Below are 6,825 nucleotides of genomic sequence, written 5' to 3' on the forward strand. Positions count from 1 at the left end.
CCCTTATGTTGAATTCACTGTGTCAACAGTGGGCCAAGACGCGGCGTCTCACTGCCGCTGCAGGGTGGCAATCAATGGGCATGAAAGCTTGCCCCGCCTCGTGCAGCAGTCGCGAACGAGGCCAGCCAGCGCGGACTCGATCCGCCGCAGATCCTTCAGCTTCTGGCGCACGTCAGCGAGCTTTGCTTCAGCGAGCTTTCTCGCCTCGTCACAGTGCGTGCCGTCGTCCAGTCTCAGCAAGCCCGCAACCTCGTCGAGGCTGAAGCCCAGGCGCTGTGCGGCCTTCACGAACCGCACCCGTGCGACGTCCTTCGCCTCATAGCGCCGAATGCGGCCGTAGGGCTTGTCGGGTTCGGGCAGCAGCGCGCGGCGCTGGTAGAAGCGCACCGTCTCCACGTTGACCCCGGCCGCCTTGGCGACGGCCCCAATCGTCAGTCCCTGCTGATCGCTATCCATGCCGCTTGACTCCGTACATGAGTACGGAAATAAGCTTACGCCATCGTCTCTCCGACCGAGGAAAGTGCATGACGGAATCGCAGACCGGGCGCGGCGCGCTCGTCGGCGGCGGACTCGCCGCGATCCTGGCTTCCGCGTGCTGCCTGGGCCCGTTGGTGCTGTTGACCCTGGGCTTCAGCGGCGCGTGGATCGGCAACCTCACGGCGCTGGAGCCCTATCGGCCGTTGTTCATCGGCGTGGCGCTCGTCGCCATGGGCATCGCGTGGCGCCGCATCTATCGGCCTGCTCAGCAATGCAAACCGGGTCAGGCGTGCGCGATTCCGCAGGTTCGGTCCACCTACAAGGCCGTGTTCTGGATCGTGGCCGCGCTGGTGCTGATCGCGCTCGCCTTCCCCTACGTGTTGCCGCTGTTCTATTGACCAGGAGTGCTCCATGAAGAAGCTGATCATCATCGCCGCCCTCGCCATGTCCGGCGCGGCCGCCATCCAGGCGGCGCCGCAGACCGTGACGCTGGACGTGCCGGGCATGACCTGCGCGGCGTGCCCGATTACCGTGAAGAAGGCGATCTCGAAGGTCGATGGCGTGAGCAAAGTCGACGTGAGCTACGAGAAGCGCCAGGCCGTCGTGACCTTCGATGACGCCAAGGCCAGCGTGCAGAAGCTGACCCAGGCGACCGAGAACGCGGGCTATCCGTCCACCGTCAAGCGCTGACGCCGCAGCGATCGAGGAGGCCATCATGAGCGTCATGACGCGCGTCGCGGACAAGGCCGGAGCGCTGGGCAGCATCGTGTCGGCGATGGGTTGCGGGGCTTGCTTCCCGGCCCTGGCCAGCCTCGGCGCAGCACTCGGGCTCGGCTTCCTGAGCCAGTTCGAGGCCGTGTTCGTCACCGTGCTGCTGCCGCTGTTCGCGGCGCTGGCGCTGCTCGCCAACGCACTCGGCTGGTTCAGCCACCGCCAGTGGCAACGCAGCGTGCTCGGCATGATCGGTCCGGCCATCGTGCTGGTCGCCTGCTTCACCGTGGCCGAAAAGCTGCTCTACGTGGGCCTCGCGACGATGGTCGCGGTGTCGGTGTGGGACTTCGTCTCGCCGGCGAACCGGCGCTGCGGGCCGGACGGCTGCGAAGTCCCGCCCAAGCACGCCTGAAGCTATCACGCTGCGGCTGCCGGCGGAAGGTAACCCGATGACCGAACTCGCGATCAGCGGCATGACGTGCGAGTCGTGCGCCACGCACGTTCGCCAGGCCCTGGAGAAGGTGCCTGGTGTGCGTTCGGCGCAGGTGTCCTACCCCAAGGGAACCGCACGCCTCACGCTCGCCCCTGACACACCCGTGGCGGCACTCGTGTCGGCCGTGGCCGCAGCCGGCTATCGCGCGCGCGTCCCCGAGGCTGCGTCCGGTCCGTCGCGCGACGGCTTCTTCGAAAGGGCGCGCAGTTGGCTCGGCAGTGGTCAGAAGGCACGCGGCGGCGAGGTGCTGCACGTCGCCGTCATCGGCAGCGGCGGTGCCGCGATGGCCGCCGCGCTCGAATCGGCCGAGCGCGGCGCGCGGGTCACGCTCATCGAACGCGGCACGACCGGCGGCACCTGCGTCAATGTCGGCTGCGTGCCGTCCAAGATCATGATCCGTGCTGCGCACGTCGCGCACCTGCGGCGGCGCAGCCCGTTCGACGCCGGGGTGTCCGCTGCCGAGCCGACCATCCTGCGCGACCGCCTGCTCGCCCAGCAGCAGGCGCGGGTGGACGAACTGCGCCACGGCAAGTACGAGAGCATCCTGCAGGGCAGCCCGGCCATCACAGTGGTGCACGGCACGGCGCGCTTCACAGACGCTCGGTCGTTGACGGTGGTGCTGCGCGACAGGGGCGAGCAGGTCGTGGCGTTCGACCGCTGCCTGTTGGCCACTGGCGCCAGTGCGGCGGTGCCGCGGATTCCAGGCCTTGCCGATACGCCGTTCTGGACTTCGACCGAAGCGCTGGCCAGCAGCGAGATTCCGCCGCGGCTGGCGGTGATCGGTTCGTCCGTCGTCGCGGTGGAACTCGCACAGGCATTTGCGCGTCTCGGCAGCCAGGTCACGATCCTCGCGCGCAACAAGCTGTTCTTCCGCGAGGACGTGGCCATCGGCGAGGCGCTCACCGCCGCGTTCCGCGACGAAGGCGTCGAAGTGCTCGAGCAGACGCAAGCCAGCCGCGTTGCGCATGCCGGTGGCGAATTCGTGCTGACGACGAATCATGGCGAGCTGCATGCCGAGCGGCTGCTGGTGGCCACGGGCCGCACGCCGAACACGCGCGGGCTCAACCTCGAAGCCGCCGGCGTGAAGGTGGACGAGCAAGGCGCCATCGTGGTCGACGATCACATGCGCACCAGTGCGCCGAACATCTATGCCGCAGGCGACTGCACCACCCAGCCCCAGTTCGTGTACGTCGCGGCCGCCGCGGGCACGCGGGCGGCGATCAACATGGCCGGCGGCGACGCGGCGCTGGACCTGAGCGCGATGCCGGCCGTCGTGTTCACCGATCCGCAGGTCGCGACGGTCGGTCTCAGCGAAGCTGAAGCGCGCCAAGCGGGGATCGAAACCGACAGCCGCACGTTGACGCTCGACAACGTGCCGCGTGCGCTGGTCAACTTCGACACGCGCGGCTTCATCAAGCTGGTGGCCGAAGCCGGTACCGGCCGGCTGCTGGGCGTGCAGGCGGTCGCCGCCGAAGCGGGGGAACTCATCCAGACCGCCGCCATCGCCATCCGTGCCGGCATGACCGTGCACGATCTGGCCGACCAGTTGTTCCCGTACCTGACGATGGTCGAAGCCCTGAAGCTTGCGGCGCAGACCTTCACGAAGGATGTGAAGCAACTGTCGTGCTGCGCCGGCTGAGCTTCAGCTGGACTTGAACAAGGAACTGCGCGGCGCATCGCCGCCTTGCGGCCAAGCGCGTGAAGGGTCGCGACTGACGACCGTTGAAAGCGTCGCCGGCCATGCGAGCCTGATCGGAGACCAACTCCGAGGCATGCCATGCAGCCACTCCGACTCACCCTCAAGGGCTTCCGCGGCATCCGCGACGGCCTGGGTCTCGACGAGATCACGCTTGACCTGGAGCGCCTTGCCGACGGTGCAGAACTGATCGCCATCGCGGGCCCGAACGGCAGCGGCAAGAGCACGATCATGGACAATCTCGTGCCCTATCTCGGCCTCCAAAGTCGTGCCTCGATGTCGGCACCCGGCGGCTTCTCGTACTACGAGCACGTCCATCTGCCGGAGAGCCTGAAGGACCTGACCTGGGCGCACGAAGGGCGGTGCTATCGCTCGCAGATCGTCATTCGAGTCAGTGGCCGGCGACGCACTGAGGCATTCCTGCTCACGCTCGATGATGGCGGACGCTGGTCCCCCGTGACGCTCGAGGATGGGACCATCTCGGATGGCCGGGTCGAGACGTACACGCGCTGTGTGGAGAGCATCTGCGGCAGTGCAGAAACCTTCTTCACCTCCGTGTTCGCAGCCCAGGGCAAGCGCCAGCTCAGCACCTATCGCAACGCCGAGATCAAGACGTTGTTGGCCGACCTGCTGGGGCAGGAGGAGATCCAGGCGCTGGGCCAGAAGGCAGCGGAGACCGCCCGCCTGCTGAAAGCTGGGCTGGCAACACTGCGTCAGGAACTCGCCGCGGTCGACGCGGAGGATCAGCACCTCGAGGCGGCGCGCCGAAAACTCGACGGCGCCGGCGATCGCGTGTCGGCGGCCGATCGCGCGAAGAGGTCAACGCAGTCTGCCCTGGAGGCCGCCCAGACGGGGCATGCCCGCGTGGTGGTCGAACGCGAGCAGTCGCGAGCCACCGATGCCCGGCGGGTACAGCTCATGGCCGAACGGCAATCCAACCTGGCAGGCGCGGCACAAGCGCAGAGCGCGCTCGATGTTCAGGAACGGGCCGAGCACCAGCGGCTGGAGCGCCTCGATCAGCGGGTCGCCAATCGGCTGCAGCAGGAACGTTCGCGGCGCCAGGCCTTGACCCAATCCCGGCAGCGATGCCTTGCGGCGCTCGCCGAGGCCGGCGCGGTGCGTCGCGCCGAAAGGCGCCTGCCGCTGGCGCAACGTGTGCAGGCGCTGCTTGGCGCACGCACGCTCGCCTGCCGCGAGCAGGTCCATCAGCTGACGCAGTGCCAAGGCGCGGTGCGCCTCGCGGAGCAGCGCGCCGCCGCCATCGAACGGGATGCGGGTCGAGCCGCGCTGAAGGCCGAGGAACTCGCGCGCCGGTTCGGACTGACCGGCGAGGTGCCCTGCGCCGGCACGGACCTGCAGGGACGTTGCAAGTTGCTCGCTGACGCGCGCGAGGCGCAGACGCTGATCCCCAACGCCCAGGCCCAGGTCGCCCGTCTGGTGAGCGAGAAGTCCGAGGTCCAGCGGGAACTTATCGATGCCCGCCGGCGTTGCGGGGCACTGGCCGGCGCGCCGCACGCCCTGGCGCGGGCCGAGGTCCGCGAGGCCGTCGCACGCGAGCGGGCGAACCGCTTGTCGGTCGTGCGTTCGAAGGCCCAGGCGTGCGCGCAGGCGCAGGCGACCCTGGTCGAGATCGAGCAGGAACTTCAGGCGCTGGGGCTGCAGGCGAGTGAGGGCGCCGCTGCCGAGACCATCGACGAACGTGCGGAGCGCCAACAGATCGCGGCGGCACGAAAGGCGATCGAGGCGCAACGAGGTCAGCAGGCCAGGCAGACCGAAGCGGCGCTGGCGCGCCTGGATCAGGCGCTCGCAACGCTGCCGCCCGCCTTCGACGAGCAGCAAGCCGCGCGCGCAGCCCGTGCGCTGGGTGCCGCGAAGGAGGCCCTCGCTGCGGCGGAGCGGGCAATGCTCACCGCGGTGCGTGAGTCGCAGCAGCTCGAGGAGGTCTCCAAGCAGTCGGCCCGGCTGGGCGAACGCCGCGAAAGCCTGCGCGCGCGCTGCGCTCGAGTCGAGGATGAGCTGGGCAACTGGAACCTCTTCGCCCGTTGCATGAGCAATGACGGGCTGATCGCTCTGGCGATCGACGATGCGGGACCTGCGCTGTCGGCGCTGGCAAATGACCTGCTGCTGGCCTGCTACGGGCCGCGCTTCACGGTGTCCATCCGAACCTTGCTGGAGACGGCCAAGGGCGAGCAGAAGGAGGGCTTCGACATCGTCGTCCACGACGGCGATACCGGCGACAGCAAGAGCGTCGGCATGATGAGCGGGGGCGAGCGGACGTTGGTGGAGCTTTGCCTGACCCGGGCGATCGCGCTGTACCTGGCCCGAAACACGGGACGCCGATACACGACCCTGTTCACCGACGAGGCGGACGGCGCGCTGGATCCGCAGCGCAAGCGCATGTTCATGGCGATGAAGAGGGAAGTCCTGCGCCTGGGTGGCTATGAGCGTGAGTACTTCATCTCGCAGACGCCCGAGCTGACGGCGATGGCGGATGCCGTGATCGACGTCGACGCGCTGAAGGCGGATGCGTGCGATGTCGATCGCGGCGTGTCAATGGCGTAGTCGCGGTCGTGGCGCGAGCCCGGCGCCGACAGCGCTGGTCACTGCGTGCCGGACCCTGGCATGCGCGGCTGTGCGACACCGACCCGCGCACCAAGGCCCCACAGGTACGCTTGGTCGAGTATCGGCTCGCATGCCGGCTCGCTTCGGGCGAGTTCCTCCAGGGCGCGCAGCAGGTGATCGGTGACACCGGGGCGTCCGGCGATCATGGCCAGCTTGTAGAGCCGCAACAGCGCTCGCGCGAGAGCGAGGTCCGACATGAGGGCGCATGTCATCGCAGACCTCCAGCGGGGCACCTGTGCCCCTGTCCTTCGCAGCTTAGACCTTGCTCCTGTGTCAAGGTCAAGACTTGGCCCGCGGCTCAGCGGCGCATCGAAACCACGTGCGGGCCGGCGGCGCGGCGCAGCTCGGCCAGTTCTCGCTCTCGCCGTTCGAGCATGAGGTGAGCGTCCTGCCAAGCCGCGAAGTAGTGATCGACGAGCGCGGCCAACTTACCCAACTGCTCGCGCAACTCGCGGTTCTCCTGGCGCAGCAGCTTCGCCTGACGTGCGGGGGCGCCTGACGGGCCGCGTGCGCTTCGCTGGGCCTCGTGCAGCGCCGCCAAGACCTCGGGGTGGTACCGATACAGCGCATTGCGGGAGATCCCGGCGATCTGACACAGGGTCGTCGCGGTGAGCGGCTGCACCGCGACGCCTGTGCTTGGCGTGCGAACCATGGTGGCCAACGCGTCCCGAAGCCGCTGCGCCGTGGTCCGGCTATCGGCGTCGACCTTTACCTCACGCATGGCTGTTCTCCTCGGCGCTTCCCGCGTCGAGCGTCCGAAGCAGGGCATGGGCCTCGTTCAGGCGCTCGCGGACGATGCGCAGCGTTTGCCGCGGCAGAGCGGGTT

General features: G+C 68.5%; 8 protein-coding genes. 5 read left to right on the forward strand and 3 right to left on the reverse strand.

Translation table 11 applies throughout. The features are described from left to right. Window positions 1-48: 48 nt before the first annotated feature. Window positions 49-456, reverse strand: coding sequence for an Hg(II)-responsive transcriptional regulator (merR, locus tag AB7U92_RS18970; RefSeq protein ID WP_054018393.1), 408 nt, complete (start codon window positions 454-456; stop codon window positions 49-51). 68 nt (window positions 457-524) lie between these two features. Here merR and merT point away from each other — a divergent pair, with 68 nt between their 5' ends. The 5 genes from merT (at window position 525) to AB7U92_RS18995 (ending at window position 5,939) form a co-directional block, all read left to right on the forward strand. Continuing rightward, window positions 525-875: a mercuric ion transporter MerT gene (merT, locus tag AB7U92_RS18975; RefSeq protein WP_428580531.1), complete on the forward strand. Its 351-nt coding sequence runs from the start codon at window positions 525-527 to the stop codon at window positions 873-875. Between the two features lie 13 nt (window positions 876-888). After that, window positions 889-1,167 carry a mercury resistance system periplasmic binding protein MerP gene (merP, locus tag AB7U92_RS18980; protein WP_088385753.1) on the forward strand — a complete coding sequence of 93 codons (279 nt, stop codon included), beginning with the start codon at window positions 889-891 and terminating at the stop codon, window positions 1,165-1,167. 25 nt (window positions 1,168-1,192) lie between these two features. Next, window positions 1,193-1,600, forward strand: coding sequence for an organomercurial transporter MerC (gene merC / locus AB7U92_RS18985; RefSeq protein WP_428580535.1), 408 nt, complete (start codon window positions 1,193-1,195; stop codon window positions 1,598-1,600). A 37-nt stretch (window positions 1,601-1,637) separates the two neighbouring features. Beyond that, window positions 1,638-3,320 (forward strand): mercury(II) reductase, encoded by a 1,683-nt coding sequence (merA, locus tag AB7U92_RS18990; RefSeq protein WP_088385755.1) that lies wholly within the window; start codon window positions 1,638-1,640, stop codon window positions 3,318-3,320. A 138-nt stretch (window positions 3,321-3,458) separates the two neighbouring features. Continuing rightward, window positions 3,459-5,939 carry an AAA family ATPase gene (locus AB7U92_RS18995; RefSeq protein ID WP_428580538.1) on the forward strand — a complete coding sequence of 827 codons (2,481 nt, stop codon included), beginning with the start codon at window positions 3,459-3,461 and terminating at the stop codon, window positions 5,937-5,939. A gap of 38 nt (window positions 5,940-5,977) precedes the next feature. On the opposite strand, the gene AB7U92_RS19000 is transcribed toward AB7U92_RS18995, so the two are convergent. Together AB7U92_RS19000 and AB7U92_RS19005 are read right to left on the reverse strand one after the other, a co-directional pair. Continuing rightward, window positions 5,978-6,211, reverse strand: a complete 234-nt coding sequence (locus tag AB7U92_RS19000; RefSeq protein ID WP_088385757.1) for a hypothetical protein — start codon at window positions 6,209-6,211, stop codon at window positions 5,978-5,980. 86 nt (window positions 6,212-6,297) lie between these two features. Further along, window positions 6,298-6,720: a hypothetical protein gene (locus AB7U92_RS19005; protein ID WP_428580541.1), complete on the reverse strand. Its 423-nt coding sequence runs from the start codon at window positions 6,718-6,720 to the stop codon at window positions 6,298-6,300. Window positions 6,721-6,825: the final 105 nt, after the last annotated feature.

The sequence above is a fragment of the Piscinibacter sp. genome (assembly GCF_050175855.1).
Lineage (GTDB): Bacteria > Pseudomonadota > Gammaproteobacteria > Burkholderiales > Burkholderiaceae_C > Piscinibacter.